At 64.1% G+C, this 26,365-nt stretch carries 22 protein-coding genes; 8 read left to right on the top strand and 14 right to left on the bottom strand.

The window, feature by feature from the left end:
- Positions 1–184: 184 nt before the first annotated feature.
- A complete protein-coding gene (gene pobA / locus FNV92_RS04585; protein WP_014439575.1) occupies positions 185–1,354 on the top strand; it encodes a 4-hydroxybenzoate 3-monooxygenase in 1,170 nt (389 codons plus the stop codon).
- A 226-nt stretch (positions 1,355–1,580) separates the two neighbouring features.
- On the top strand, positions 1,581–2,000 hold the full coding sequence (locus FNV92_RS04590) for a PaaI family thioesterase (RefSeq protein ID WP_143841929.1): 420 nt from the start codon (positions 1,581–1,583) through the stop codon (positions 1,998–2,000).
- Between the two features lie 140 nt (positions 2,001–2,140).
- Here FNV92_RS04590 and FNV92_RS04595 read toward each other — a convergent pair whose 3' ends face one another.
- Positions 2,141–3,025 carry a LysR family transcriptional regulator gene (locus FNV92_RS04595; RefSeq protein WP_143841927.1) on the bottom strand — a complete coding sequence of 295 codons (885 nt, stop codon included), beginning with the start codon at positions 3,023–3,025 and terminating at the stop codon, positions 2,141–2,143.
- Between the two features lie 123 nt (positions 3,026–3,148).
- Here FNV92_RS04595 and FNV92_RS04600 point away from each other — a divergent pair, with 123 nt between their 5' ends.
- A complete protein-coding gene (locus tag FNV92_RS04600; protein WP_143841925.1) occupies positions 3,149–3,778 on the top strand; it encodes a pyridoxamine 5'-phosphate oxidase family protein in 630 nt (209 codons plus the stop codon).
- Positions 3,779–3,970: 192 nt separating this feature from the next.
- Here the strand turns inward: FNV92_RS04600 and FNV92_RS04605 are convergent, their stop codons facing one another.
- Genes FNV92_RS04605 through FNV92_RS04615 form a run of 3 tightly spaced genes read right to left on the bottom strand, consistent with a single transcriptional unit; the run spans position 3,971 to position 7,516 of the window.
- Positions 3,971–4,702, bottom strand: coding sequence for an ABC transporter ATP-binding protein (locus tag FNV92_RS04605; protein ID WP_143841923.1), 732 nt, complete (start codon positions 4,700–4,702; stop codon positions 3,971–3,973).
- Positions 4,699–6,468 carry a branched-chain amino acid ABC transporter ATP-binding protein/permease gene (locus FNV92_RS04610; RefSeq protein WP_143841922.1) on the bottom strand — a complete coding sequence of 590 codons (1,770 nt, stop codon included), beginning with the start codon at positions 6,466–6,468 and terminating at the stop codon, positions 4,699–4,701. The genes FNV92_RS04605 and FNV92_RS04610 overlap by 4 nt, the downstream gene beginning before the upstream one ends.
- A 7-nt stretch (positions 6,469–6,475) precedes the next feature.
- Positions 6,476–7,516 carry a branched-chain amino acid ABC transporter permease gene (locus FNV92_RS04615; RefSeq protein WP_168213352.1) on the bottom strand — a complete coding sequence of 347 codons (1,041 nt, stop codon included), beginning with the start codon at positions 7,514–7,516 and terminating at the stop codon, positions 6,476–6,478.
- A 176-nt stretch (positions 7,517–7,692) separates the two neighbouring features.
- Here FNV92_RS04615 and FNV92_RS04620 point away from each other — a divergent pair, with 176 nt between their 5' ends.
- On the top strand, positions 7,693–8,214 hold the full coding sequence (locus tag FNV92_RS04620; RefSeq protein WP_143841920.1) for a MarR family winged helix-turn-helix transcriptional regulator: 522 nt from the start codon (positions 7,693–7,695) through the stop codon (positions 8,212–8,214).
- Between the two features lie 37 nt (positions 8,215–8,251).
- On the opposite strand, the gene FNV92_RS04625 is transcribed toward FNV92_RS04620, so the two are convergent.
- From FNV92_RS04625 to FNV92_RS04670, 10 genes are all read right to left on the bottom strand, one after another.
- Positions 8,252–9,535 (bottom strand): glycerate kinase type-2 family protein, encoded by a 1,284-nt coding sequence (locus tag FNV92_RS04625; protein WP_143841918.1) that lies wholly within the window; start codon positions 9,533–9,535, stop codon positions 8,252–8,254.
- 193 nt (positions 9,536–9,728) lie between these two features.
- Entirely contained in the window at positions 9,729–10,958 is a 1,230-nt protein-coding gene (locus tag FNV92_RS04630; RefSeq protein ID WP_143841916.1) for an ABC transporter substrate-binding protein, read from the bottom strand.
- A gap of 155 nt (positions 10,959–11,113) precedes the next feature.
- Positions 11,114–12,343 carry an ABC transporter substrate-binding protein gene (locus FNV92_RS04635; protein ID WP_014439585.1) on the bottom strand — a complete coding sequence of 410 codons (1,230 nt, stop codon included), beginning with the start codon at positions 12,341–12,343 and terminating at the stop codon, positions 11,114–11,116.
- A 254-nt stretch (positions 12,344–12,597) separates the two neighbouring features.
- Positions 12,598–13,824, bottom strand: coding sequence for an ABC transporter substrate-binding protein (locus FNV92_RS04640; protein WP_143841915.1), 1,227 nt, complete (start codon positions 13,822–13,824; stop codon positions 12,598–12,600).
- 131 nt (positions 13,825–13,955) lie between these two features.
- A complete protein-coding gene (locus tag FNV92_RS04645) occupies positions 13,956–15,185 on the bottom strand; it encodes an ABC transporter substrate-binding protein (RefSeq protein WP_014439587.1) in 1,230 nt (409 codons plus the stop codon).
- 25 nt (positions 15,186–15,210) lie between these two features.
- Positions 15,211–16,227, bottom strand: a complete 1,017-nt coding sequence (locus FNV92_RS04650; protein ID WP_014439588.1) for a branched-chain amino acid ABC transporter permease — start codon at positions 16,225–16,227, stop codon at positions 15,211–15,213.
- Positions 16,228–16,229: 2 nt separating this feature from the next.
- On the bottom strand, positions 16,230–17,108 hold the full coding sequence (locus FNV92_RS04655; RefSeq protein WP_014439589.1) for a branched-chain amino acid ABC transporter permease: 879 nt from the start codon (positions 17,106–17,108) through the stop codon (positions 16,230–16,232).
- A gap of 12 nt (positions 17,109–17,120) precedes the next feature.
- Positions 17,121–17,834 (bottom strand): ABC transporter ATP-binding protein, encoded by a 714-nt coding sequence (locus tag FNV92_RS04660; RefSeq protein WP_008135694.1) that lies wholly within the window; start codon positions 17,832–17,834, stop codon positions 17,121–17,123.
- Positions 17,831–18,628, bottom strand: a complete 798-nt coding sequence (locus tag FNV92_RS04665; RefSeq protein WP_014439590.1) for an ABC transporter ATP-binding protein — start codon at positions 18,626–18,628, stop codon at positions 17,831–17,833. The genes FNV92_RS04660 and FNV92_RS04665 overlap by 4 nt, the downstream gene beginning before the upstream one ends.
- Positions 18,629–18,694: 66 nt before the next feature.
- Positions 18,695–19,561 carry an IclR family transcriptional regulator gene (locus FNV92_RS04670; RefSeq protein ID WP_168213766.1) on the bottom strand — a complete coding sequence of 289 codons (867 nt, stop codon included), beginning with the start codon at positions 19,559–19,561 and terminating at the stop codon, positions 18,695–18,697.
- 130 nt (positions 19,562–19,691) lie between these two features.
- Here FNV92_RS04670 and FNV92_RS04675 point away from each other — a divergent pair, with 130 nt between their 5' ends.
- The 4 genes from FNV92_RS04675 to pimD all read left to right on the top strand — a co-directional run bounded on the left by FNV92_RS04675 (position 19,692) and on the right by pimD (position 26,192).
- Entirely contained in the window at positions 19,692–21,788 is a 2,097-nt protein-coding gene (locus FNV92_RS04675; RefSeq protein WP_143841913.1) for a 3-hydroxyacyl-CoA dehydrogenase NAD-binding domain-containing protein, read from the top strand.
- A gap of 223 nt (positions 21,789–22,011) precedes the next feature.
- Positions 22,012–23,673, top strand: a complete 1,662-nt coding sequence (gene pimA / locus FNV92_RS04680; protein WP_143841912.1) for a dicarboxylate--CoA ligase PimA — start codon at positions 22,012–22,014, stop codon at positions 23,671–23,673.
- A gap of 25 nt (positions 23,674–23,698) precedes the next feature.
- Positions 23,699–24,889, top strand: coding sequence for a pimeloyl-CoA dehydrogenase large subunit (pimC, locus tag FNV92_RS04685; protein ID WP_014439594.1), 1,191 nt, complete (start codon positions 23,699–23,701; stop codon positions 24,887–24,889).
- A 160-nt stretch (positions 24,890–25,049) separates the two neighbouring features.
- Entirely contained in the window at positions 25,050–26,192 is a 1,143-nt protein-coding gene (pimD, locus tag FNV92_RS04690) for a pimeloyl-CoA dehydrogenase small subunit (protein WP_143841910.1), read from the top strand.
- The last annotated feature ends 173 nt before the right edge of the window (positions 26,193–26,365 follow it).

Here is a 26,365-nt window from a genome sequence, read left to right on the forward strand (position 1 = left end):
TGGCCGGCGCGTTCAAGCCGGAACTGGCCTCTTGTCTACGTCAGCCATGTTGCATGGATTTGTCGCAGCCAGCGGCGACGCGCACTCCCCTTTTGCCCAACCGTTATATGATATAATTATCGTGCGCGGACGGTCGCGACAAGCGAGCCGCGAAGAAAGCTTACAGGATCGGGAGGAGCAAGTATTGCGGACAAAAGTCGCAATCATCGGGGCAGGGCCGGCAGGATTGTTGCTTGGGCAACTGCTGCACCGATACGGCATCGACAATGTCATTCTGGAGCGGCAGAGCCCGGATTACGTGCTGGGGCGCATCCGCGCCGGCCTCCTGGAGGAAGGAACAGTCGGGCTGCTCGATCAGGTCGGGGCAGGAGCGCGGGCGCATGCCGAAGGCCTGGTGCATGAGGGCATCGAGCTCGCCTTCTCCGGCCGCCGCCACCGCATCGACATGAAGGGTGCAACCGGCAAGACGGTGATGATCTACGGCCAGACCGAGGTCACGCTCGACCTGATGAATGCGCGGCAGGCCGCCGGCCTTACCACGGTCTACGAGGCCAGAGACGTACAGCCGCACGATTTCGACGGTGCTCACCCGCGCGTGACCTGGGTGAAGGACGGCGTCACCCACACGCTCGATTGCGACTTCGTCGCCGGCTGCGACGGCTTTCACGGCGTCAGCCGCGCCAGCGTCCCGTCGTCGGCGATCGAGGAGTTCGAGCGGATCTATCCGTTCGGCTGGCTCGGCATCCTGTCCGAGACGCCGCCGGTCAGCCATGAGCTGATCTACTCCAACCACGCACGTGGCTTCGCGCTCTGCACCATGCGCTCGCTGAAGCGAAGCCGGTACTATGTGCAATGTTCACTCGACGACCATGTCGACCAGTGGCCGGACGACCGTTTCTGGGACGAATTGAAGCGCCGGCTCGACCAGGAGGCCGCCGACAGCCTCGTCACGGGCCCCTCGATCGAGAAGAGCATAGCGCCGCTGCGAAGCTTCGTCGCCGAGCCGATGCGCTTCGGCAGGATGTTCCTGTGCGGCGACGCCGCCCACATCGTGCCGCCGACCGGTGCCAAGGGGCTGAACCTTGCCGCGAGCGACGCGCATTATCTGTCGAGCGCGCTCCGCGAGTACTACGACGAGAAGTCCAGCGCCGGCATCGACGCCTATTCGGCGAAGGCGCTCGCGCGGGTCTGGAAAGCCGTGCGCTTCTCCTGGTGGATGACCTCGATGCTGCACAAATTCCCGGACAACGGCAGTATCGGCGCGCGGATCCAGCTCGCCGAGCTCGACTACGTCACGCAGTCCCAGGCCGCGATGACGTCGCTGTCTGAGAATTACGTGGGGCTGCCGTTTTAAGGGAAACGTGGCAGCGCCGCATACTCCGTCATTGCGAGCGAAGCGAAGCAATCCAGGAATCTCTCCGCGGAGACAGTCTGGATTGCTTCGTCGCAAGGGCTCCTCGCAATGACGACGGAGGCCGTTTCAAACGCCCGCGCAAATGCCGTTTAAAACTTTGTAGGTGATGCAGCCGTCGCGTCCCTCGCGTTCAATGCTGCTCGAACACAGCAACGCGAGACACCCCATGACCAGCACCGACATTCCCGCCGGCTTCGAGCCGCATTTCCGCAAGGCCCCGCTGACCGATCCCTGGGAGCCGCTCTATTCCAGAAAGACCGACAAGGCTGTGACGATCGGCCTGCGCCTGGCGACGCCGCACACCAATGCGCGGGGGCTGATCCATGGCGGTCTGATCGCGGCGCTGGCCGATGCCGCCATGGGCTACAGCTGCGCACAGGCGATGGGCTGGACGACGTCGTTTGTCACGATCTCGCTCTCGGTCGACTATGTCGGCTCCGCCGGGATCGGCCAGTGGCTCGCGATCGAGGGCGAGGCGATCAAGACCGGCAGCACGATCTGCTTCGCGCAGTGCCTGGCGAAGGCCGACGATGCCGTGATAGCGCGCGCCAGCGGGACGTTTCGGGTGGTGCCGAAGAAGGGATAGCCTCGCCCTCTCCGGGCCCCGGACGCGGTGCGGCGCGAAGTGCCGCTCCGCAGAGCCGGGGCCCATCCATCGATACGAGCTTCCAAGCCCCGGCTCAGCAGCGCATCACTACGTGCTGCGCTGCGTCCGGGGCTCGAGAATCACCCAAACCTCCACTCCGCGGTCTCCACCACGAGATCGACGAACGCGCGCACCTTGGCCGAGAGCAGGCGCGAGGTCGGATAGACGATGTGGATCGGCAGCGGCGGCTGCTCATATTTTGCCAGCACGATTCTGAGCCGGCCGTGCTTCAGCCCCTCGGCCGTCTGATAGGCCAGCACGCGCGTGATGCCGCCGCCGGCCTCGGCGTATTGCAGGGCGGCGTCAGCGCTGTTGCTGGTAAATCGAGGCGTCGGCATCACCTCGACCTCGCGGCCGTCCTGCACGAAGCGCCAACTGGCGGATGGGCCGAACTGGATGATCTGATGCGCGAGCAGCGCTTGCGGCGTCTTGGGCTCGCCGTGACGCTTCAGATAGCCCGGCGTTGCCACCACGATCCGCCGCATCTCGCCGACCTGGCGGGCGACCAGCGAGGAATCGGCGAGATGGCCGATGCGGACGGCGGCGTCGACAGCATCCTCGACGAGGTTGACGAGGTTGTCCGACAACCGCAACTCGCAGGTCACCTCCGGATAGCGTTTGAGGTAGGCGGTCATGATAGGGCCGACATGGAGCCGGCCGAAACCCACCGGTGCCGACACCACGAGACGCCCGCTCGGCCGGTTGCGCTCCTCGCGCGCGGACCCGTCGGCCTCCTCGACATCGGCAAGGATGCGCCGGGCGCGCTCGAGATAGCGCGCGCCGACGTCGGTCAAGGTCACCTGCCGCGTTGTCCGCTGCAGCAGCCGCGCGCCGAGATGCTCCTCCAGCGCCGCGATCAGCCGGGTCACGGCCGAGGGCGACAGGTGCAGCTTGCGTGCCGCCGGCGCAAAGCCGCGCAGGTCGGCGACGGTGACGAAGACATGCATGGCTTCAAGGCGGTCCATGGAAATTATTGCATATATTGCAATGATGAAGTGTCAATGAGGCCGATTGTTTTAATCGTAGAAAAGGCCATTTTAGCGAGGCAAAGACGCAGAGATGCGCCGGAATCTTCAGGAGATGTTCCGATGACGACAGCAGCCCATACCTATGCCAGCGACGTGGCATTTACGCCCGCGGTGAAGGCGATCCAGGCGCGAAAGGGGTCGCGCGAGGCCTACGCCCGCGCCGAACAACATGGCTGGCGGACCGAGGTCGATGAGAAGCTGGCCGGCTTCCTCACTGAGGCCAACAGCTTCTATTTCGCCACCGCGGCAGCGGACGGCCAGCCCTACATCCAGCACCGCGGCGGCCCGAAGGGGTTCCTGAAGGTGCTGGACAAGCAGACGCTGGCCTTTGCCGACTACGCCGGTAACCAGCAATTCATCACGCAGGGCAATCTGACGGAGAATCCAAAGGCCTACATCTTCGTCATGGACTACGCCCACCGCCGCCGGGTGAAGATCTGGGGCGAGGCGCGCGTGGTCGAGGATGACGAGGCGCTGACGGCATCACTGATGCCCAAGGGCTATCGGGCGCGACCGGAGCAGGTGATCCTGTTCAAGATCGCGGCGTGGGACACCAACTGCCCGCAGCACATTCCGCAAAAATTCGACGCGTCGGATGTCGCGACCGCGCTTGCGGCACGGGATCAGCGGATCGCGGAGCTTGAGGCGGAGGTCGCAGCGCTGAAGGAACAGGCCACCGCGACAGCATAAAGCTGACGCGGACGATTGAAGCCCGGCGCCATAACGGCATTACCCTCTCCACCCACTGGAGAGGGCGAGTCGTCGCGAAGCGGCGAGAGGGGTGAGGGGTCTTCTCCGCGTGACAGCTGTCCCACGTTGTCATTTGCGGATGGAGACCCCTCATCATGGGATCGCCTGCATAGAGCGTCATCTGCGACGAGGTTACAGAACGCTCGCGCCTTCGTGTTGGAAGCCGAGATAACTCGCCGCGACGCGCTCGTTTGCAGCGACGTCGCTGGCCCTGCCGCTGAGCACGAATTCGCCGAGCTCCATCACATAGGCATGGTCAGCGATCTTCAGCGCGGCCTGCGCGTTCTGCTCGACCAGCAGCACGGAGACGCCGGCGGCACGCAGCTCGGTGATGATGCGAAAGATATCGGCGACGATGATCGGCGCAAGCCCGAGGCTCGGCTCGTCCAGCATCAGCAGCTTCGGCTCGCCCATCAGCGCACGGCCCATGGCGAGCATCTGCTGCTCGCCGCCGGACAGCGTGCCGGCGAGCTGCTTACGGCGCTCCTTAAGTCGCGGAAATAACGTGTAGACGTGCTCCATAGAGGCTTTCGCCTTGCGCTTCTCAATGCGGAAGGCGCCGAGCTCAAGATTATCCTCGACATTCATGGTCACGAACAATTCGCGGTGCTCCGGCACGAGGCCAAGCCCCATCGCGACGCGGTCCTCGATCTCGAGCCGGGCGAGGTCCTGGCCGGCGAACGACACGCGGCCCTTCAGCGGCAGGATGCCCATGATGGCCGACAGCAGCGTGGTCTTGCCGGCGCCATTGGCGCCGACGATGGTGACGATCTGGTTTTGGCCGACCTCGAGCGAGACCGAGCGCACCGCCTCGACCTTGCCATAGGCGACATGCGCATCCGCGACGGACAACAGCGCGCTCATGCCGCCACTCCCAGATAGGCCTTGATCACTTCGGGGTTGGTCTTGATCGTGGCGGGCGTGCCTTCCGCGATCTTGGTGCCGAAATCGAGCACCACGATACGGTCGGCGAGGTTCATGACGAAGCCCATGTCGTGCTCGACCAGCAGCACGCTCATGCCGCCGTCACGCAATTCGCGCAGCAGCGTCGCGAGGCGCTGCTTCTCCATGTGGCGCAGGCCCGCTGCCGGCTCGTCGAGCAGCAGGAGCATCGGATCGACGCAGAGCGCGCGTGCGATCTCGACGATGCGTTGCTGGCCGAGCGACAGGCTGCCCGCGAGCTGATGCATCTGGTCGGCAAGGCCGACCCGCTCGATCTGGCGCGCGGCTTCCGCCAGCAGCCTGGCCTCATCGGCGCGATCGAGCCTCAGCATCGAGGAGATCGGACCGGAATGGCCGCGCAGATGCGCGCCGATCGCGACATTCTCCAGCACGGTCATGTCGGGGACGAGCTTCACATGCTGGAAGGTGCGGGAGATGCCGAGCTTGACGATCTCCTGCGGCGGCGCATTGTCGACCTTCTTGCCCTGCACCGAGATCGAGCCCGAGCTCGCCGACAGCACGCCGGTGATCAGGTTGAATGTCGTGCTCTTGCCGGCGCCGTTCGGTCCGATCAACGCGACGATCTCGCGGGCCTGGACGTCGAACGAGACGTTGTTGACCGCAACCACGCCGCCGAATTGCTTGCGCGCCTTTTCGACCTGCAGCAGCACGCCGGCCTCTCCGGCCGAGCGGGTGCGTTGTTCGAGTGCCAGGGAGGTGTCCGGCTTCCTGCCCCCGGTACGTTCGGGCAGGAACGATATCAGCCATGGCCAGATGCCGCCGGGTGCGAGCTGGAGCAGGGCCACCAGCATGATGCCGAACACGATGGTCTCGACCTGGCCGGAGCCGGGCAGGATCAGCGGCAGGTAGCTTTGCAGCACCTCCTTCAGGACCACGACGATCGCCGCGCCCAGCACGCCGCCCCAGACGTAGCCGGCGCCGCCGACCACCGCGATGAAGAGATATTCGATGCCGGCCTGCGCGCCGAACGGCGTCGGGTTCACCGCGCGCTGAAGATGCGCGTAGAGCCAGCCGGACAGGCCGGCGAGCACGGCGGCGTGAATGAACACCAGCAGCTTTGCGCGCGGGGTGTGCACGCCGAATGCTTCGGCCGCGACATGCCCGCGGCGCAGCGCGCGAATGGCGCGGCCGGTGCGGGAGTCCAGCAGGTTCATCGTGAGCAGGGCCGAGACGATCACGGCGATCCAGATCGCGTAATAGATCGAACCGGGTGAGAGCATCTTCAACGAGCCGATCGACAGCGGCGGGATCGCCGAGATGCCGTCGTTGCGCCCGAGGAATTCCAGCTTGCTGAACAGGTAGAACAGGCCGAGCCCCCAGGCCAGCGTGCCGAGCGGCAGATAGTGGCCGGAGAGACGGACCGTGACGAGGCCGAGCAGCACGGCCAGCGATCCGCTGACCAATAGCGACAGCGGCAGGGTCAGCCAGGGCGACAGGCCATAGGTCGTCGACAGCACCGCGGTGGTGTAGGCGCCGAAGCCGACGAAAGCTGCCTGTCCAAACGAGGTGAGGCCGCCGACGCCGGTCAGCAGCACGAGGCCCATCGCGACCAGCGCGGCAAGGCCGATATTGTCGAGCAGCACGATCCAGAACGGCGGCATGCCGGGGACGAACGGAATCGCCGCCATGACGAGTGCGAAGACGATGATGGGAAGCCGGTTCTGCATCTTGGCCTCAGTCCTTCTCTTCCTCGACCGCGGGGGCTGCGAGCGAGCGCAGCAGCAGCACGGGGATCAAGAGCATGAAAACAATCACCTCCTTGTAGTTCGAGGCGTAGAAGGACGAGAACGCCTCGACGATGCCGACCACCAGCGCGGCAATCGCGGTGAGGGGATAGCTGACGAGGCCGCCGATGATGGCGGCGACGAAGCCTTTCAGGCCGATCAGGAAGCCGCTGTCATAGTAGAGCGTCGTGATCGGCACGATCATGATGCCCGACAGCGCGCCGATGACGGACGCCAGCAGGAAGGCGATCTGCCCCGACAGCGTGGTGCGGATGCCGGCGAGCCGAGCGCCGAGCCGGTTGACAGCGGTCGCACGCAGCGCCTTGCCGTAAAGCGTCAGGCCGAAGAACAGCCAGAGCCCGACGATGAAGGCGATGGTGATGCCGTAGACGGTGAGGCTCTGGCCGGTGAAGCGCAACGCGCCGGCGGTGAAGGAGCCGGACAGCACGGCAGGCCCGCGCTGGCCTTCGGCGCCGAAGAACAGCAGGCCCAGTCCCTGCAGCGCCAGGTGCACGCCCACGGATGCGATCAGCAGCACCAGCACGGAGGTGTGCGCCAGCGGCTGGAACGCGACCCGGTAGAGGAACAGGCCGATCATCGCGACGATCACCAGCGAGAGCGCGATGCAGATGGCGACCGGCGGCTTCTGGGCGGCGAAATAGACGGTCAGCGCCAGCACGGCGGCCGGCAGCACGATATTGGTGAGGAAGCTGCGTACGACCAGGCGTCCGTGCAGCGCCTTGCGGGCCACGAACAGGTCGAAGGCGAAGGCGCCGATGCCGAGGGCCAGCGCGAGCTTTGCCGTGCCCGGCATCTGGCCCGCCGCCAGCGAGGCGTAGGTCAGCGCGCCATAGGTGACGAATTCGCCCTGGGGAATCAGGATCACCCGGGTGACGGCGAACACCAGCACCAGCGCCAGGCCGAGCAGCGCGTAGATCGCGCCATTGGTGATGCCGTCCTGCACCAGGAACAGCATGATGGTGGTGTTCAAGACCGGACGCTCCCCCTCAAGATGGCGGACCGGTCTCCGCGATTGCGGTGGATGGTCCGCTCACAGCCATTGAAATACGACGGCGATATTTGATATGGTCCATAACAATTATCAAATATAACTTCAAGGGTGGCGGACGACCTTCCCGAATTTAGCGGGATTACGAGCACGAGGCGATGACCGTTTCCAAAACTGCTGAAAAATCCGGTGACGCGACCAGGGGCCGCAAGGACGCGGGCGACGCCCAAGGCCAGGGTCACGCCGAAGTCCTCCAGCTCGGCGAGCTCTCGGAGCAGCTCGGTTACGTGCTCAAGCGCGCCCAGCTCAAGGTGTTCGAGAACTTCCTGCGCTGCATGGCCACGCTCCAGCTCACGCCCGCGCAGTTCTCCGTACTGCTGCTGGTCGAGAAAAACCCCGGCCGTAACCAGACCGAGATCGCCTCCACCCTCGGCATCCTGCGTCCGAATTTCGTGGCCCTGCTCGACAATCTCGAAAGCCGCGACCTTTGCGCGCGGATCCGCTCCACCAACGACCGCCGCTCGCACATCCTGGTCCTGACCGACAAGGGCAAGGCCGTGCTGACGCGCGCCAAGAAGCTCGTCGCCACCAAGCACGAGTCGCGGCTGAACACGCTGCTCGGGCAAGCCAACCGCGAGGCCCTGCTCGAGATGCTCTCGAAGATCGCCAACGAGTTTTGACTCTTACCCTCCCCCTCCAGGGGAGGATAAGAACAGCTCAATCCACCAGAATCACCCTGATGTCGTTCACGTTCGTCAGCGTCGGTCCCGGCTGCAGCAGATCCCCGGTCGCCTCGAAGAACGTCGTCGCATCGTTGTTGTCCAGATACGCCTGCGGCTGAAGCGCCAGCGCCTTCATCTTCGCAAACGTCGCCGCATCGATCAGGGCGCCGGCGGGGTCGGTGGGATGGCCGGCGCCGCCGTCGGCGCCGTCGGTGTCGCCGGCGAGCGCCGAAATGTCGGGCGTGTCCTTCAGCAGTGCGGCCAGCGCCAGCGCATATTCCTGGTTCGGGCCGCCGCGGCCGTTGCCGCGCACGGTCACCGTCAGCTCGCCGCCGGAGAGGATCGCGAGGCGCTTGCCTTGCGCGCGCGCTGCAAGCGCTAGCCTGGCGTGATCGGCGGCGACCTCGCGCGCCTCGCCTTCGAGATCAGCGCCGAGATCGATGATCTCGTAGCCGGCGTTCTTGGCGAGCTTCACCGCGGCGTCGAGCGACTGTTTTGGGCGCGCGATCAGCTCGAACGAGGCGCGCGCGAAGGCAGCATCGCCCGGCTTGGCACTTTCATTGGCGGGATCGTCCAGCGCGCGGCGGACGGCGTCGTCGATGTCGAGCTTGTACTTCGCGACGATGGCGCGCGCGTCGGCGAGCGTGGTCGGATCCGGCACCGTGGGGCCGGAAGCGATCGCGGAGGGATCGTCATGCGGCACGTCGGAGATCGCGAGCGTGACGATCTCCGCGGCGTTTCTGCCGGCGCGCGCGAGGCGGCCGCCCTTGATGCGGGAGAGGTGCTTGCGCACGACGTTCATCTCGCCGATCGGTGCGCCGGAACGGAGCAGCGCCTTGTTGACCGCCTGCTTCTGCGCGAAGCTGATGCCGTCCACCGGCGCGATCCAGTTCGCCGAACCGCCGCCGGTGAGCAGCACCAGCAGCAGATCGTCGGGGCCGGCCTCGCCCGCCAGCGCCAGCGTGTCGGCCGCGCCCTTGAGGCCGGCCTCGTCGGGCACGGGATGGCCGGCCTCGACCACGCGGATGCGGCGCGTCGGCACGCCGTAGCCATGGCGGGTGGTGGCGATGCCGACGAGGCGCTCCGGCGCGAGCTTGAGCGTGTCGAGATAATGCCGCTCCGCGGCAGCGGCCATCGCGCCCGCGCCCTTGCCGGCGGCAAGGCAGATCACCCGTCCCCTCGGCGCGGGCCGCAGATGCGGCGCCAGAATCGTGTTCGGATGGGCGGCGGCAACGGCGGCATCATAGAGCGCGCGGAGCAGGGGACGTCGGTCGGTCATGACGAAAAGCCTTCGGCGGACGGAAGCAGCGGCGAGGAACTCGCCATCGGCATGCCTACCGCATCGCGCGCCAAAGCGTAAGCAGGCTCTGCCGTCATTCGAATATGCAATCGCGTGATCATCATCGCGACGCAAGCAAAAGCCCCCTGCGATGGCTCGCAGGGGGCTCGTTGTCGCGGTGCGGCCGAGGCGGCTAGCCGCCTGCGTCGGCGCTGATCACGTCACCGAACAGCTCCCAGCGCTCGCCCTTGAAGCGCTGGAGCTGGAGCGAGCTGATCGGCGCGAAGTCGCCCGGCCCGGTGTTGATCTTGATGCCGGGCAGCAGCATCTCGGTGCGAAAGTCCTTCAGGCTGGCGGCCTGCTTCATGACGTTCTCACGCGTGAGATCGTCGCCACACTGTTTCAGGACCTGAACCAGTGTCTGTGCGACGCCGTAGCCGACGACCGTGCCGTTGTCGGTCTTGTCGCCTTCCGGAAAGTACTTCGTCATGAACTCGACATAGGCCTTCATGCCGGCGTCGTTGTCCCACTGCTTGTCGGTGGTGTCCTTCAGATATGCGGCCGAAACCACGTCCTGCGCGGCGTCGAAGCCCGCCGGCTTGATCACGCTGCCGACCGACGCCGAGACGTTGTTGAGGAAGTGCAGCGGCTTCCAGCCGATCTCGGCATTCTTCTTGATGGCCTGAGCGGCAAATTTCGGCGTCGTGATGTTCATGAAGACGTCGGCGCCGGTGGCCTTCAGCTTGATGATGTGGTTGTCGATCGTCGGCTCCGAGGTCTCGTAGCTCTCTTCCATGACGATCATCGAGGCGGCCTTGGACCCGAGGCCGTCCTTCAGGCCCTTGAGGTAGTCCTTGCCGTAGTCGTCGTTCTGGAACAACACCGCGATCTTGGCGTCCGGCTTGTTCTTGAGCAGCCATTTCGCATAGATCTGCGTCTCGCTCTGGTAGGAGGGCTGCCAGCCCATGGTCCAGGGGAAGTTCTGCGGATCGTTCCACTTGGTGGCGCCGGTGGCGACGAACAGCTGCGGCACCTTCTTCGAGTTCATGTATTTCTGGATCGCCGAGTTCGACGGCGTGCCGAGCGAGTTGAAGATGAACAGCACCTCGTCGCTCTCGACCAGCTTGCGGGCCTGCTCCACCGCCTTCGGCGGCGAATAGGCGTCGTCATAGCTGATGAAGTTGATCTTGCGGCCGTTGATGCCGCCCTCTTCGTTGATCTTCTTGAAATAAGCGGCTTCGGTCCGTCCGATGATGCCGTAGGCGGAGGCGGGTCCGCTGTAGGGCATGATGTTGCCGATCTTGATCTCGGTGTCGGTCGCGCCGGAATCGTATTTCTTCTGGGCCGATGCAGTGGAGGTCGAGGCCGCAATGAGCGCGAGCGCGAACGACGCGGCCGCGAGTTTGCCGGTGACAGCAGGCATTCCTATCTCCCTATTTTCTTGGTGTGTGCGTCCCTTTTCTTGTCTGATTGTTTTTGGCGACGCGGCCGCAATTCAATACGATTTGCGCGAAAGCTTCAAGGAAAAGCCCCCGCGGCAAGGCCGCGAGGGTTGCGTCTTTAGTTGACTGCTCGAGGTCAGCCGCCGACGTCGGCGCTCAGGATTTCACCAAACCGCTCCCAGGTCTCGCCCTTGAACCTGATCAATTGCAACTGCGAGAGCGGCGCGAAATCGGTGGCGGAGGTGTTAACCTTGATGCCCGGCAACAGGCCGGCCGGCTCGTAGTCCTTGATGTTGGCCGCCTGCTTCATGACGTTCTCGCGGGTAAGATCGTCACCGCAGGCCTTGAGCACGTGCACGAGGCCCTGGCTCACGATGTAGGCATACATCACCGACGCATCGGCGCGGTTGGCTTCTGGATAGTATTTGTCCAGGAACTGGTTCCAGCCGATCATCGCCGGGTCGTTCTTCCATTGCGCGTCGGTCGGGTCCTTGAAGTACTGAGACGAGATGATCTCCTGCGCGTTCTCGAATCCGGCCGGCTTGATGACGCTGCCGATCGAGCCCGAGACGTTGTTGAGGAAATGCAGCGGTTTCCAGCCGAGCTCGGCGTTTTTCTTGATCGCCTGCGCCGCGAATTTCGGCGTGGTGATGTTCATGAAGACGTCGGCGCCCGAGGCCTTCAGCTTCACGATGTGCGAGTCGATGGTCGGCTCGGAAACCTCATAGCTGTCCTCGATGATGATCAGCGAGGCTGCCTTGGCGCCGAGCCCGTCCTTGAAGCCCTTCAGATAGTCCTTGCCGTAATCATCGTTCTGATAGAGCACCGCGATCTTGGCGTCCGGCTTGTTCTTCAAAATGTACTTCGCGTAGATGATTGTCTCGCTCTGGTAGTTGGGCTGCCAGCCCATCGTCCAGGGGAAGTTCTGCGGGTCGTTCCACTTGGTGGCGCCGGTGGCGACGAACAGTTGCGGCACCTTCTTCTGGTTCAGATATTTTTGGATCGCCGAGTTCGGCGGTGTGCCGAGCGGGTTGAAGACCATGAGCACTTCGTCGCTCTCGACCAGCTTGCGCGCCTGTTCCACGGTTTTCGGCGGCGAGTAGGCGTCGTCATAGCTGACATAGTTGATCTTGCGGCCGTTGATGCCGCCTTCCGCGTTGATCTTGCGGAAATAGGCCTCCTCGGTCTTGCCGATCACCCCGTAGGCGGAGGCGGGTCCGCTGTAGGGCATGATGTTGCCGATCTTGATTTCGGTGTCGGAGGCGCCGGTGTCGTATTTCTTTTGTGCCGATGCTGCCGTGGACAGGGCGGCAGCCAGCAGGAGGGCAGCCGAGAAGGCCCCCAACCGCACATGCATTGCAGGCATCTTGATCTCCCTAGAAGAGGTTTGAATGTGTCGATTGTTCTTGATTGGGAGCGATCGTTGCGCGTCGCTCCATCCTCACATTCAATACCCATCCATCGCCGGCAGCAAGGAGAACGCCCCGGCAGAACCGTCACGGGATGCGCGATCTCTTTGAGGCAGTGCGGAATATTCCGGCGCGCGAGATCAGGTGCGCCGTTAATAAGTGGCGCTTAAGTTGCCGGAGAGAGATACAGCTATCTTGGCTTGTTCCGCGTTCAGTGCCCGATCTCGCTCGAGATGATGTCGCCGAACAATTCCCATTTTTTGCCCTTGAAGCGCATCATCTGCAGTTGCTCGATCGGGGCGAAATTGTCGGCTGCGGTGTTGATCTTGATGCCGGGAAGCAGCGTATCGGGCGCGAAATCCTTCAAGGAAGCGGCCTGCTTCATGACGTTCTCGCGGGTGAGGTCGTCGCCGCACTGCTGCAGCGTCTTCACCATGGTCTGCGCCGCTGCATAGCCGAACACCACGCCGGCATCGAGCTTGTTGGCCTTGGGGTCGTATTGCGCGATGAAGTTGTAGAACTTCTTCATGCCGTCGTCGGCGTTCCATTGCGGGTCGGAGCCGTCCTTGGTGTAGCTCGCGGACAGGATGCCTTGCGAGATCTCGATCCCCGCTGGCTCGAGCACGCCGCCGACCGAGGCCGAGACGTTGGAGATGATGTGCACCGGGTGCCAGTTGATCTCGGCCGCCTTCTTGATCGCTTGGGCTGCGAATTTCGGCGTGGTAATGCTGATGAAGACGTCGGCGCCCGAGGCCTTCAATTTCACGACGTGCTCGTCGATCGCAGGCTCGGAGGTGTCGTAGCTGTCCTCCATTGCGATCATCGACGTCCTGGCGCCGAGGCCCTCCTTCAGGCCTTTCAGGTAGTCCTTGCCGAAATCGTCGTTCTGGTAGAGCACGCCGATCTTCGCGTCGGGCTTTTCCTTCACGATGTATTTGGCGTAGATGCGTGCCTCGCTGGCGTAGCTCGGCTGCCAGCCCATGGTCCACGGATATTGCCTGGGGTCGTTCCACTTCGAGGCGCCGCTCGCCACGAACAATTGCGGCACCTTCTTCTCGTTCATGTACTTGCGGATGGCTCCGTTGGTGGAGGTGCCGAGCGAGCCGAAGATCAGCAGCACGCCGTCGCTCTCGACCAGCTTGCGCGCCTGTTCCACCGTCTTCGGCGGCGAATAGCCGTCGTCATAGGAGATGAACTTGATCTTGCGGCCGTTGATGCCGCCCTCGGCGTTGACCTTGTTGAAATAGGCCTCCTCGGCCTTGCCGATCGCGGCATAGGCGGAGGCCGGCCCGCTATAGGGCATGATGTTGCCGATCTTGATCTCGGTATCGGATGCGCCGCTGTCATACTTCTTTTGCGCCAGCACCGGGCTGTTCATCGCAGTGCACAACGCGAGCGCGCCCAAGACGGACGCAACCTGAAATCGAACGGCAGTCATCTTTCTCCCACCCCGGAATGGATCGGCGCGCCGCATTGAACAAGATTGCGGCCTGACGTCAACAAAAAGCCCCCGCGGCTGCCCGCGGGGGCTTGGTCATTTCGGACCAGATCTAGACTATGGCACCAGTGTCATTCGGAGGCGACGTCGCCGCTGATGATCTCTCCGAACAGTTCCCACTTCTCGCCCTTGAAGCGCTGCATCTGGAGCTGCGAAATCGGGGCGAAGTCGGTGGCGCTGGTGTTGATCTTGACGCCGGGCAGCAGGGTGTCCGGTGCAAAATCCTTCAACGAAGCGGCCTGCTTCATCAGGTTGGCGCGGGTGAGGTCGTCACCGCACATCTCCAGCGTCTTGACCAGGGTCGAAGCCGCGCCATAGCCGTAGACCATGCCGGTGTCGGTCTTGTCGGCGCCGGGCATGTACTTGTCGACGAACTCGTTCCACCTCTTCATGCCGGGATCGTTGCTCCACTGCGGGTCGGTGGAATCCTTGGCATAGGCCGCCGACAGCACGCCCTGCGACGCCTCGAAGCCGGCGGGCTTCATCACGCTGCCGACCGAGATCGACACGTTGGTGAGAATCTGGAGCGGCTTCCAGCTGAGCTCGGCGGTCTTCTTGATGGTCTGGGCCGCGAACTTCGGCGTCGCGTAGATCAGGAGAACGTCGGGATTGGCGGCCTTGATCTTGACGATATGACCGTCGATCGACGGCTCCGAGATCTCATAGCTCTCTTCCATGATGATCATGGACGCGCCCTTGGCGCCGAGACCGTCCTTGGTGCCCTTGAGGTAGTCTTTGCCGAAATCGTCGTTCTGATAGAGGATCGCGACCTTGGCGGTCGGCTTTTCCTTCATCAGCCATTTCGCGTAGATTTGCGCTTCGCTCTGGTAGGAGGGCTGCCAGCCGATGGTCCAGGGGAAGTTCTTCGGGTCGTTCCACTTGGTCGCGCCGGTGGCGACGAACAGCTGCGGGATCTTCTTGGCGTTCAGATACTTCTGGATCGCCGTGTTCGAGGGGGTGCCGAGCGGATTGTAGACGGCCAGCACCTCGTCGCTCTCGACCAGCTTGCGGACCTGCTCGACGGCCTTCGGCGGCGAATAGGCGTCGTCATAGGTGACGAAGTTGATCTTGCGGCCGTTGATGCCGCCCTTGTCGTTGATCATCTTGAAATAGGCTTCTTCGGTCTTGCCGATGATGCCATAGGCCGACGCCGGACCGCTGTACGGCATGATGTTGCCGATCTTGATCTCGGTATCGGACGCGCCGGTGTCGTATTTCTTCTGGGCAAGTGCTGCGCCGGAGGTGAGGGTCGCGACCGCCGTTACGAGCGCGGTGGTTCGCAGTATTCTTTCGAGAAGCAAAATGAGGTCTCCTTCCGTGTGGGGTTCAGTTCTTTCTGAGCTTACCGGCGAGTTGTTGGCCCAGGATCGCGACTTGCCTTGCGCCGTGCGGCACGAGGTAGATGACGAGGAACAGCAGCACGCCGAACACGGCGCCGGAGAGGCCCTTGGAGATGCCCTCCGCGATGTTCGGCACGAAGATGATGAAGGCGGCGCCGACGATCGAGCCGGGCAGCCAGCCCACACCGCCGACGACCATGCCGAGGAACAGCGAGATCGCGAGCGTGATGGTGTAGCTGTCGGGCGCGACGAACTGCACCGCGATGGCGCCGAGCGAGCCGGCGATGCCGGTGATCGCAGCCGACACGCCGAAGGCCAGCGTCTTGTACAACGCGACGTCGACGCCCATGGCGGAGGCTGCAATCTCGTTGTCGCGGATCGCCATGAAGGCGCGACCCGAGCGGGAGCGCAGCAGGTTCACGGAGAAGATGTAGATCGCGATCACGACGGCGAGCGAGAAGTAGTACAGCCACATGTCCTGCGACATCGGCAGGCCGAACGGCGCATCGGGCTTGGTGACGACGAGGCCTTGCACGCCGCCGGTCCAGTGCTCGAGGAAGTTCAGCTTGAGGAGTTGCGGCATCGCGGTGGCGAGCGCGAAGGTCGCAAGCGCGAGGTACACGCCGGAGAGCCGCAGCGCCGGCTTGCCGAACAGATACCCGAAGCCGAAGCAGACGACGCCCGCGATCGGCAGGGTCAGTGCATAGTTGATGTTGAAGTGCTCCATCAGCACCGCGGTCGTATAGGCGCCGACCGCGTAGAACGCGCTCTGGCCGAGCGAGAACTGGCCGGAGCCGCCTGTGAGGATGTTCAGCGCCAGCACCGCGAGCCCGTAGATCAGAAGCATCGTCATCTGGAAGATGATGAAGTTCTTGACGAAGATCGGCATGATGACCAGCGCGGCGAGCACCACCAGCGAAGTGCCCATGCCCAGCGTCATGGACCGCTTCGGAACCGCCTCGACGGCCGGGGCTTCCGTGACGACGTCTTCTGCTGCGCTCATGATCAAACTCGCTTGATAATGGGCCGGCCGAACAGGCCAGCGGGTTTGACGACCAGGACGGAAATGATCAGCGCGAGCGCGATCGGAAGTTTCAGCTCGTTGCCGACGCCGGGGATGTAGGTGCCCGCGAGATTCTCGAAGACACCGACCAGGAAGCCGCCGACCACGGCGCCGAACGGGCTGGTCAGCCCGCCGAGCACCGCCGCGGCAAAGCCGTAGATCAGCACGCCGCCCATCATGTTGGGCTCGAGGAACACGACCGGAGCGATCAGCATGCCGGCGATCGAGCCGATCGCGGTCGCCATGCCCCAGCCGAGCGCGATCATCCAGGACGTGTTGATGCCGACCAGCCGGGCCGATTCAGGCACGGAAGCCGCCGCGCGCATGGCAAGACCAATTCGGGTGTACTGGAAGAAGAAATAGAGGCCGAGCAGCAGCAGCACCGTGACGCCGATCATGCCGGCCTGGTGGGTCGAGATCAGCTGGCTGCCCAGGAACGGCGCGGAGCCGAACGGGGTCGGATACTGCTTGATGGTGAAGTCCCAGATCAGGCCGGCCGACGAGTTGATGATCGCAAACAGCGCGATGAAGCCGGCGACGTTTGTCAGCACCGGCGCCTTCGTCAGCGGCTTGAACAGGATGCGCTCGATCGCGATGCCGGCGACAAAGGAGAAGGCCAGCGTCACCAGGAAGGCGACCCAGTAGGACAAGCCCCACTGCATCAACTGCCAGGAGATGAAGGTCGAGAACATCGCCATCTCGCCCTGCGCGAAGTTGAGATGGTCGATGGCCTGGTAGATCATGACCACGGCGAGCGCCATGCAGGCGTAGATCGCTCCCGTGGCGATGCCGGCCAGCACTTGGTTGGTAAACAGTTCCATCGTGCCGGCTCCTCAGTAACCCAGATAGGATTTGCGGATTTCTTCGTTGTTCGCGATGTCCTTGGCATTGCCCGACATCACGATGCGTCCGGTCTCGATCACATAGGCCTGGTCGGCGAGTTCGAGCGCGAGCTGGGCGTTCTGCTCGACCACCAGGATCGACACCTTGTCCTCGCGATTGATCTTGCCGAGGATACCGAACAGGTCGCGCACGACCAGCGGCGCGAGGCCGAAGGACGGTTCGTCCAGCAGCATCAGCCGCGGCCGCAGCATCAGCGCGCGGGCGACAGCGAGCATCTGCTGCTCGCCGCCCGAGAGGGTGCCGGCCTGCTGGGTGTGGCGCTGCTTGAGCACCGGGAAGTGCGCATACATCCGCTCGATGTCGGAGACGATGCCGGCGCTGTCCTTGCGCGTGATGGCCCCGAGCTGCAGGTTCTCTTCCACCGTCATGGTGGTGAAGGTGCCGCGGCCCTGCGGCACATGGGCGATGCCGAACCGCACGATGCTTTCTGTGGAGCGGTTGTTTAGCGGCTTGCCGTCGAACTCGATCCCGCCGGTGGAGCGCACCATGTTGCAGATCGCGCGCAGCGTGGTGGTCTTGCCGGCGCCGTTGGCGCCGAGCAGTGTCGTCAGCGATCCCTCGTTGAGCGAGAAGGACAGGCCGTGGAGCGCCTGGACCTGGCCGTAATAGGCGCGCAGGTCCTTGACGTTGAGCAGCGTCGTCATTGGTCCTTGCTCCCGAGATAGGCCTTGATGACGTCGGGGTCCACCTGCACCTGGGCCGGCGTGCCTTCCGCGAGCTTCTTGCCGAAGTTCAGCGCCACGACGTGATCGGCGATCGACATCACGAGGCCCATGTGGTGCTCGACCAGCAGGACGGTCATGTGTCGTTCGTCGCGGATGCGCCGGATGAGGTCGCCAAGCACGTAGACTTCCTCGTGGTTGAGGCCGCCGGCGGGCTCGTCGAGCAGCAGGATCTTCGGATCGGCCGCGAGCGCACGCGCCAGCTCGACGCGTTTCTGCGTGCCGAACGGCAGGCCGGACACGACGGTGTGGGCGACGTCCTCGAGCTTGAGATAGGCGAGGATCTCGTTGACCTTCTTGTTGACGTCGGCCTCGCTGCGCCGGACCCAGGCCAGTCTCAGCGAATCGCTGATGATGTCGCTGGAGGTCTTCGAATGAGCACCGACGCGGACGTTGTCCATCACCGTGAGGTTCGGAAACAGCGCCACGTTCTGGAAGGTGCGGCCGATGCCGATTTCGGCGATCCGGTGCGGCGGTCGCGACAGGATGCTCACGCCATCCATCAGGATGTCGCCGGACGACGGCTGGTATAGCCGCGAGAGACAGTTGAAGAGTGTGGTCTTGCCGGCGCCGTTGGGGCCGATCAATCCGAGGATCTGGCCCTTGTGCATGTCGAAGGACACGCCGTTGAGCGCGACGATGCCGCCGAACACGACGCTGACGTCGCGAACCGCGAGCAGGGGCGATGTCCCCCGCGCGAGCTGTGCCTGCGTCATGTCGTCTCGCCCACTATGTACAGTGGGCGAAGGGGCGATGCGAACCGCTCCCGGCTATGACAAAGGCTATCTGAACCCCTCGGCCACTCGAGCAACTTTCCCTCCTGATTTCAGCTTTTTGCTGACTTCTTTTTTGGATTGCGGCATCAGTCCACCGAGTGCCGCTTCGATGTTCCTTACCATCGCAAGCAGACGCGGTCCAATGTCGTTGATCAAACGCTCTTCCGTGAAGCGGAATGCGGGCGCGCCGCAATTGAATGCGTAAGGTCCGGTTCCATCGTTGAGCCTGAGCGCGACGCCGGCGGCACCGATGTCGTCATGCCAGTCGCCGACGGAAATCGCGAAGCCGTGTTTCGCGACGGTTTCGCCGGAGCGCTCAAGCCCGTCGCGCATCTTGGGCCAGCGGCTGCCGTAATGTTCGCGCAGGATGCGGGACACTTCGGCGCGGCCGTCTTCGTCGAGTGCCCAGAAATAGGCGCGGCCCATCGCGCTGGTTGCAATCGGCACGCGAGAGCCGACGTCCAGTTGAACGCCGACGGTCTCGCTGCCGCGGCTTTGCCCGAAATAGATCATGCTGTGACGGTCGCGGCCGCCGATTGCGACGGCGCCTCCCGTCGCGCGCATCATTTCCTCGCGGAACGGTTCGGACAAATGCCGAACACCGAGATTGGCCAACGCCGCGTAACCAAGCGCCATCGCAGCCGGCGCGAGCTGATATTTCTCGAAACGGGGAACCGGCGTCAGGTAGCCGAGCTTCGTCAACGTGTAGGTCAGCCGCGACACTGTCGGTTTCGGCAGATTCGTGCGGGCCGCGATTTCCTGGTTGCCGAGAAGGCCGTCGCTGGGGTGGAATGCGCGCAATACATCAAGTCCGCGGGAAAGCGCGACGACGAAATTCCGGTCGGTCGCTGTCTTCTTTCCTGTACGCTTCATCCCTGATCTGCTTCTTGCGCGGAGTCGTTGACAACGTCCGTGCTTCAAAATAACCCTGCCGTCAAGATGCGGAATTAAATTCCGCACCGCGAAATCGAACAAAAGTACATCCCCACCAAGGAGGGACACCGTGAGCGAAGTGGTCAAGCTTGAGCGTCATGACGAAGTCGGGATCGTCACGGTCAACAGTCCTCCGGTCAATGCGCTGAGTGCCGCAGTCCGCGGTGGAATCCTGGAATGCATCAAGGCCGCAATCGCCGATCCCGCGATCAAGGGCATCGTTCTCACCTGCGCCGGCCGCACCTTCATCGCCGGCGCCGACATCACCGAATTCGGCAAGCCGCCGAAGCCACCCGGCCTCAACGAAGTGCTGGCGGAGATGGAGAACTCGCCGAAGCCGATCGTGGCCGCAATTCACGGCACCGCGCTCGGCGGCGGCCTCGAGGTCGCGCTGGCCTGTCACTTCCGCGTGGCTGTCAAAGAGGCAAAGCTCGGCCTGCCCGAGGTGAAGCTCGGCCTGCTGCCGGGCGCCGGCGGCACCCAGCGCCTGCCGCGCGCGGTCGGCCCCGAGCTTGCCGTCAAGATGATCGTCGGCGGTGACCCCATTGGCGCTGCGGAAGCGCTGAAGAACGGCCTGATCGAGGAGATCGTCGAAGGCCCGGCTTCCGGTGGTGAGGCTTTCGTCCGCAAGCTGCTCGCCGAGAAGCGCCCGCTGCGCCGCCTGCGCGACGACGATTCCAAGTTGGCGGCGGCGAAGGCCGATCGTTCGATCTTCACCAATGCGGTCGCTTCGATGACCAAGAAGTCGCGCGGCCTGGAAGCGCCGTTCGCGGCGGCCGACGCCGTCGGCTATGCCATCGACCTGCCGTTCGACGAAGGCCTGAAGAAGGAGCGCGAGGGCTTCCTGAAGCTCGTCGCCAGCGACCAGTCCAAGGCCCAGCGCTACGCCTTCTTTGCCGAGCGCGAGGCCGCCAAGATTGCAGGCGTCCCTGAAGGCACCAAGTCGCGTCCCGTTAACCGTGTTGCCATTCTCGGCGCCGGCACCATGGGCGGCGGCATCGCGATGTCCTTTGCCAATGCCGGCATTCCCGTCACCCTGATCGAGACCGGCGAGGAGCAGCTCAAGCGCGGCCTCGGCATCATGCAGAAGAACTGGGAAGCGACCGCCGCGCGCGGCGGCATCCCGGCCGACGCGCCGGCCAAGCGCATGGCGCTGATCACCGGCGTCGTCGGCATCGAGAATGTCGGCGATGCCGACCTCGTCATCGAAGCCGTGTTCGAGACCATGGCGGTCAAGAAGGAAGTGTTCGGCAAGCTCGACCAGTACGTCAAGCCGGGCGCGGTGCTCGCCTCCAACACCTCGTACCTCAACATCGACGAGATCGCGAAGTCGACCAAGCGTCCGCAGGACGTGCTCGGCATGCATTTCTTCTCGCCGGCCAACGTCATGAAGCTGTGCGAGATCGTGCGTGCCGACAAGACCGCGCCGGACGCGCTGGTGACGGCGGTCTCGATCGCGCGCAAGATCGCGAAGGTGCCGGCCGTGGTCGGCGTCTGCGACGGCTTCGTCGGCAACCGCATGCTGGCGCAGCGTGGCAAGCAGTCCGAGAAGCTGCTGTTCGAAGGCGCGCTGCCGCAGCAGGTCGACGCGGTCGTGACCAAGTTCGGCATGCCGATGGGACCGTTCGCGATGGGCGATCTCGCCGGTCTCGACATCGGCTGGCGCTCGCGCAAGGACCGCGGCATCAAGTCCGAGATCGCGGACGCGCTGTGCGAGGCCGGCCGCTTCGGCCAGAAGACCGGCAAGGGCTATTACAAGTACGAACCCGGCTCCCGCTCGGCGCTGCCGGATCCCGAGGTCGAGAAGCTGATCGACGAGACGCTGCTCCGCCTCGGCCGCAAGAAGCGCGTCGTCAGCGACGAGGAGATCCTCGAGCGCATGATGTATCCGATGATCAACGAGGGCGCGAAGATCCTCGAAGAAGGCATCGCGGCGCGTCCCTCCGACATCGACGTGGTCTGGCTCTATGGCTACGGCTGGCCGATCTATCGCGGCGGCCCGATGTTCTGGGCCGACACCGTCGGCCTCAAGCACATCGCCGATCGCCTGGCCTTCTACGCCAAGGAAACCAACGATCCGAGCCTCGAGCCCGCGCCGCTGCTGAAGAAGCTCGCGGCCGAAGGCAAGACCTTCGCCTCGCTGGCGGCGGGCTCGAAGGCGGCGTGATGGGATTGGGTGCTGTGGCTGCCGATCTTTCGTCCGAGGTAGGGCTCTTTCCGTTCCCTCCCCCCTTGCGGGGGAGGGTCAGGGAGGGGGGTAGCCCCGGGCGAGACCGGAGTGCGTGGCACCCCTCTCCCCAACCCTTCCCCGCAAGGGGGGAGGGAGCCCATCCGCCGGTGCCCGCCTCACACGACCCGGCTGCTATCGCTCTGCAGAGTATCGATCGTTAATGACCCATCCCGGCGAACAGTTTTATCCCGAAGGCGTGCATTGGGACGACACCATCGTCCAGGGTACGCTGCCTGACCTGTTGTCGAGCGCCGCCGCGAGCTACGGCCAGCGCACCGCGCTGGAATTCCGGGAGCGTCCGATCACCTATGCCGGGCTCGCCTCGATGGCCGAGCGCGCGGCCGCCGCCTTTCTCCGCGCCGGCTGCGGCAAGGACAGCTCCGTCGCGCTGTTCCTCGGCAACACGCCCGATCATCCCGTCAATTTCTTCGGCGCGCTGAAGGCAGGCGCCCGCGTCGCGCATCTCTCCCCGCTCGACGGCGAGATCGCGCTGACCCACAAGGTTTCGGACTCAGGTTCGCGTCTGCTGGTCACGTCCAATCTCGCCGCGCTGCTGCCGACCGCGCTGAAGTTCCTGGAGAAGGGCCTGATCGACCGCCTGGTCGTCTGCGAGGACGACAATTGGGGCAAGGTCGGCACGCCGCAGGCCGCGATTCCCAGCGATCCCCGCATCGTCACCTTCAAGGCCTTCGTCGAGGGCGCGGTCGCGCCGGCGCGATGGCCTGTTGTCACGGCCGATGACGTCGCGCTGCTGCAATATACCGGCGGCACCACCGGCCTGCCCAAGGGCGCGATGCTCACCCACGGCAACCTCACTTCGGCGGTGTCGATCTACGACGTCTGGGGCAAGCCGACGCGCGCGGCGCGTGGCGACGTCGTCGAGCGCGTGATCTGCGTGCTGCCGCTGTTCCACATCTACGCGCTCACCGTCGTGCTGCTGTCCTCGCTCAGCCGCGGCAATCTGATCTCGCTGCACCAGCGCTTCGACGTCGAAGCCGTGATGCGCGACATCGAAGTGAAACGGGCGACCTATTTCCCGGGCGTGCCGACGATGTGGATCGCGATCGCGGCGCTGCCTGATCTGGACAAGCGCGACTTCTCCTCGCTCGCCAGCGTCGGCTCCGGCGGCGCGCCGCTGCCGGTCGAGATCGCAAGCCTGTTCGAACGCAAGGTCGGCAAGAAGCTGAAGAGCGGCTGGGGCATGACCGAGACGTGCTCGCCCGGCACCGGCCATCCGCCCACAGGCCCGGACAAGCCGGGCTCGATCGGCCTGATGCTGCCCGGCATCGAGCTCGACGTGGTCTCGCTGGACGACCCGACCAGGGTGCTGCCGCCGGGCGAAGTCGGCGAGATCCGCATCAAGGGGCCGAACGTCACCAAAGGCTACTGGAACAAGCCGAAGGAATCCGCGGAGTCCTTCGCCGACGGCCGCTTCCTCACCGGCGACATCGGCTATGTCGACACCGACGGCTATTTCTTCCTGGTCGACCGCAAGAAGGACATGATCATCTCCGGCGGCTTCAACGTCTATCCGCAGATGATCGAGCAGGCGATCTACACCATATCGGGCGTGCACGAGGTGATCGTGCTCGGCATCCCCGACCAGTATCGCGGCGAAGCCGCCAAGGCCTTCATCAAGCTCAAGCCGGACGCAAAGCCGTTCTCGCTCGACGATCTGCGCGCGCAGCTCGCCGGCAAGGTCGGCAAGCACGAATTGCCGGCCGAGGTCGAATTCGTCGACGAACTGCCGCGCACGCCGGTCGGAAAGCTGTCGCGCCACGAATTGCGCCAGCGGCAGAAACCGGCACAATCCACTCCATAAACAAGAGAGCTCACAGGAGGATCCGATGGATCTCGCATTCACGAAAGAAGAACAGGCGTTTCGCGAGGAAGTGCGTTCGTTCTTCCGCGACAACGTGCCGCCGGACACGCGGCGCAAGCTGGTCGAGGGCCGTCACCTCTCGAAGGACGAGATGGTGACGTGGTGGCGCATCCTCAACAAGAAGGGCTGGGGCGTCACGCATTGGCCGAAGGAATTTGGCGGCACCGGCTGGAGCGCCGTGCAGCACTACATCTTCAACGAGGAACTGCAGGCCTATCCGGCGCCGCAGCCGCTCGCCTTTGGCGTCAGCATGGTCGGCCCGGTCATCTACACCTTCGGCAACGAGGCGCAGAAGAAACAGTACCTGCCGCGCATCGCCAATGTCGACGACTGGTGGTGCCAGGGCTTCTCCGAGCCCGGCTCCGGCTCCGACCTCGCCTCGCTCAAGACCAAGGCCGAGCGCAAGGGCGACAAGTGGATCATCAACGGCCAGAAGACCTGGACCACGCTGGCCCAGCACGCCGACATGATCTTTTGCCTCTGCCGCACCGACACCAATGCCAAGAAGCAGATGGGCATCTCCTTCATCGTGTTCCCGATGAAGTCGAAGGGCGTCACGGTGCGCCCGATCCAGACCATCGACGGCGGCCATGAGGTCAACGAGGTCTTCTTCGACGACGTCGAGGTGCCCTACGAGAACCTGATCGGCGAGGAGAACAAGGGCTGGGATTACGCAAAATTCCTGCTCGGCAACGAGCGCACCGGCATTGCCCGGGTCGGCGTCTCCAAGGAGCGGCTGCGCCGCATCCGCGATCTCGCCGGCAAGGTCGAATCCGGCGGCAAGCCGATCATCCAGGACGCCGCCTTCCGCGAGAAGCTGGCCGCCTGCGAGATCGAGCTGAAGGCGCTCGAGCTCACCCAGCTGCGCGTCGTCGCCGACGAAGGCAAGCACGGCAAGGGCAAGCCTAATCCGGCCTCCTCGGTGCTGAAGATCAAGGGCTCCGAGATCCAGCAGACCACCACCGAGCTCCTGATGGAAGTGATCGGCCCGTTCGCCGCGCCCTACGACGTGCACGGCGACGACGGCTCCAACGAAGCCATGGACTGGACCGCCCAGATCGCGCCGAGCTACTTCAACAACCGCAAGGTCTCGATCTACGGCGGCTCCAACGAGATCCAGCGCAACATCATCGCCAAGGCGGTGCTGGGGCTGTGATGTCGCGCTATCACCACGCACTCGCCGTCATGGCCGGGCTAAAGCGCGAAGCGCGTCTTCGCAAAAATGACCCGGCCATCCACGCCTAGCGGCACGAAAGAACGTGGATGCCCGGCACAAGGCCGGGCATGACGAAATAGATACCCGGAGAGCAAAGAACATGGATTTTGATTTGACCGAGGAGCAGCGGCTTCTCAAGGACAGCATCGACGGACTCTTGACCGACTCCTACGATTTCGAGAGCCGCAAGAAGTACATGAAGGAGAAGGGCGGCTGGAGCAAAGCCGTCTGGGGCAAGCTCGCCGAGCAGGGCCTGCTCGGACTTCCCTTCACGGAGGCCGATGGCGGCTTCGGCGGCGGCGGCGTCGAGACCATGATCGTGATGGAAGCGCTCGGCAAGGCGCTGGTGCTCGAGCCGTATCTCGCGACGGTGGTGATCGGCGGCGGCTTCCTGCGCCACGCCGGCACCGACGCGCAGAAGGCCGCGCATGTGCCCGGGATCATCGACGGCAGCAAGACGCTCGCTTTCGCCCAGCTCGAGAAGAACTCGCGCTATGATCTGTTCGACGTCACCACGACCGCGAAGAAGAAGGGCGACGGCTGGGTCATCGACGGCGAAAAATTCGTCGTGCTCAACGGCGAGAACGCCGACACGCTTGTCGTCACCGCGCGCACCAAGGGCAGCCGCCGCGACACCAGCGGCATCGGCGTGTTCCTGGTGCCGGCGAACGCGAAGGGCGTGACCAGGAAGTCGTACCCGACCCAGGACGGCCTGCACGCCGCCGACATCACCTTCACCGGTGTCGAAGTCGGCAGCGATGCCGCGCTCGGCAATCCCGAGGACGGCCTCGCGCTGATCGAGCGCGTGGTGGACGAGGCCCGCATCGCGCTCTGCGCCGAGGCGGTCGGGCTGATGGACGAATCGCTCAAGACCACGGTCGAGTACATCAAGACGCGCAAGCAGTTCGGCGTCGCTATCGGCTCGTTCCAGAGCCTGCAGCATCGCGCCTCCGACATGTTCGTCGCCGCCGAGCAGGCGCGCTCGATGTCGATGTTCGCGACCATGGCCGGTGATTTCGAGGACGCCAAGGAGCGTTCCAACGCGATCGCCGCGGCCAAGGTGCAGATCGGCAAGTCGCTGAAGTTCGTGGGACAGCAGGCGATCCAGCTCCACGGCGGCATCGGCATGACCATGGAGGCGAAGATCGGCCACTACTTCAAGCGCCTCACCATGATCGAGAACTCGTTCGGCGATACCGACTATCACCAGCGCCGCGTCGCGGATGCGGGTGGGTTGATCTAGCCGCCACCATCGTCATCCCGGGGCATTGCGAGATGTATCCGGGATCTCGCCCTACCGTCATTGCGAGCGAAGCGAAGCAATCCAGTCTGTTTCCACAACAACATTTCTGGATTGCTTCGTCGCTTCGCTCCTCGCAATGACGGAGCAAGCGGAATCAGCGGAGCCCAAACGAC

Source organism: Bradyrhizobium cosmicum (assembly GCF_007290395.2).
In the GTDB taxonomy this organism is placed as follows: domain Bacteria; phylum Pseudomonadota; class Alphaproteobacteria; order Rhizobiales; family Xanthobacteraceae; genus Bradyrhizobium; species Bradyrhizobium cosmicum.